This is a genomic window from Gemmatimonadales bacterium, assembly GCA_036265815.1.
GTDB lineage: Bacteria > Gemmatimonadota > Gemmatimonadetes > Gemmatimonadales > GWC2-71-9 > CAVVWJ01.
In genome coordinates, this window is sequence record DATAOI010000086.1 from 1 (window position 1) to 2331 (window position 2331).

The following is a 2331-nucleotide window of genomic DNA, read 5'->3' on the forward strand; positions in this document are numbered from 1 at the left end:
GCGGTGGTAGTACGCCCGCTGAGCGGCCTCCACGTTCTCCGCATTGCCGCGCCAGGCCTTCAGTGCCGGCGCCTGCAACGCACGGCCGTAGGAGAACGAGAGCTGCCAGGGATGGGGCCCGATGGCATTCATGGCACTGAGTCGTGCCGTCGCCTGCTCGTCCGACTGCCCGCCTGAGAGGAACACGATGCCCGGAACGGCGGCAGGGACGTGCCGCCGGAAGCAGCGCAACGTTTCGTGCGCCGCCTGTTCGTCGGACGCCTGCTGCGGGGAGTCATACCCCGACAGCACCATGTTCGGCTTGAGCAGCAAGCCTTCGGGCTGCACACGCTGATCGCGGAGCTCCGTGAAGACAGCGTGGAGGGTTCTTGATGTGACCTCGAAGCTCCGCTCGATCGTGTGGTCGCCGTCCATCAGGACCTCGGGCTCCACGATCGGCACGAGCCCTGCCTCCTCCGACAGAGCCGCGTAGCGCGCGAGCGCATGCGCGTTCGTCCAGATGCAGTACTCACTCGGGATGCTCTTGCCGATCGAGATCACCGCGCGCCACTTGGCGAAGCGAGCCCCGAGCTCGCGATACTCGGCCAGGCGCTCGCGGAGCCCGTCAAGCCCTTCCGTGATCGTCTCGCCCTCGGCGAGCGCGAGTGGCTTCGCGCCCTTGTCGACCTTGATGCCGGGAATGATCCCCTTCGACGCCAGCAGCTCCGGGAACGGTGTCCCGTCTGCGGACTTCTGGCGAATCGTCTCGTCGAACAGGATCACACCGCTGATGTACTCCTCGACGCCCTCCGTCGTGAAGAGCAGGTCCCGGTAAGCGCGTCGGTTCTCCTCGGTTGACTCGACGCCGATGGAGTCGAACCGCTTCTTGATCGTGCTGTCGCTCTCGTCTGCGGCGAGGATTCCCTTTCCCTCGGCGACGATGGCGCGCGCGGTCTCCTGTAGCTCCTGAGCAGCCATTTTTACGTCCTCCTCGCTCTCTTTCCCGGGAAGTATCCCTCACGGCAGGGGTCTTTAGACCTTGTGTCCGCCGCACTCGTAAGTACGATTCCGTGACGTGATTCGCCGTCTCGCGTTGTTCGTGCTCGTCATCGCCGCCCTCACGCCGGCGCTGCGCGGCGATGCCGCGCCGCCCGTGTTGATTCCGCAAGGCGTCACGGTCGCCGGCGTCCCTGTCGGAGGCATGTCCGGCGAGCAGGCCCAAGCCGCCATTCGCCCGGTGTTCGCACGCGCGAAGCGGATCAGCTATGGCGACGTGAGCTGGCGGTTGCGCCCTGCGCGATTCGGTGCACAGGTTGCGATCGCCGACGGCGTCAGCCGAGCATTCCGTGCCCCTGCGGGCACGGCCGTCGAGCTCACTCCGAACATCGACGCGACGGCAGTCCGGCGTTTTGTCAAGTCGCTCGCCAAGCGCATCTCGTATCCCGCGACGGACACGGAGCTCGTCGGCCTCGCCGGCCTCGAGCCGCAGCTCACCGAGGAGAAGCCGGGTCTCAGAGTTTTGCGTCAGCTGACGGCCCAGCGGATCGGACGCATCCTGCGATCGACGAACCTCGCGCGAACGCGCGTCGCCGTCGAGAATGTGCAGCCGGTCCGGACACGCGCCAACTTCGGGCCGATCATCGTCATCCGTCGCGGATCGAACGAGCTGCGCTACTACCAGGGTGCGAACCTCGTTCGAAGCTTCGGCGTCGCCACCGGACAGGCCGTCTATCCGACGCCGACCGGGACGTTCAGCATCGTCGACATGCAGCTCAATCCCTGGTGGCGCCCGCCGGACTCACCCTGGGCGAAGGGGCTCCAACCGATTCCGCCCGGACCGGGAAACCCGCTCGGCACGCGCTGGATGGGTCTCACGGCCCCCGGTGTCGGCATTCACGGGACGCCTGACGACACCTCCATCGGCTATTCCGCCTCGCACGGCTGCATCCGCATGCACATCCCCGACGCCGAGTGGCTGTTCCAACACGTCGACATCGGCACGCCGGTGATCATCACGGACGCCTAGTTCGTGGGTTTGCACTCAGGCCACACCTGGGAACGCTAGGAGGATGAGCCGGCCCCGCTGAGGGTGGCCGCATCCTGCCGGTGGGGCCGGCTCGCCGTCACAGCGATGGAGCAAACCGCCGGCCCGGTAGGCGAGGCCGCATGATCGTCCCCGGATCGACGGCTTGCTCTCTGTAAGGAGACTCGCGGGTGGCGAAAAACCTGCACCGGGTTTCGGGTTCGCCAGGATCCGGGGCGGCTAGGATTGGGAGCACGCGGACGTAGCTCAGTTGGTAGAGCATCAGCTTCCCAAGCTGAGGGTCGTGGGTTCGAATCCCATCGTCCGCT

The 2331-nt window shown here is 66.5% G+C and carries 2 protein-coding genes and 1 tRNA gene; 2 read left to right on the forward strand and 1 reads right to left on the reverse strand.

Translation table 11 applies throughout. The features are described from left to right. Positions 1-957, reverse strand: a 957-nt coding sequence (locus VHR41_17110; GenBank protein ID HEX3235917.1) for a class I fructose-bisphosphate aldolase, incomplete at its 3' end; no start/stop codon positions are given. 97 nt (positions 958-1054) lie between these two features. Here VHR41_17110 and VHR41_17115 point away from each other — a divergent pair. Then, positions 1055-2005, forward strand: coding sequence for a L,D-transpeptidase (locus VHR41_17115; protein ID HEX3235918.1), 951 nt, complete (start codon positions 1055-1057; stop codon positions 2003-2005). Positions 2006-2258: 253 nt separating this feature from the next. Next, positions 2259-2331: transfer RNA gene (locus VHR41_17120), tRNA-Gly, on the forward strand.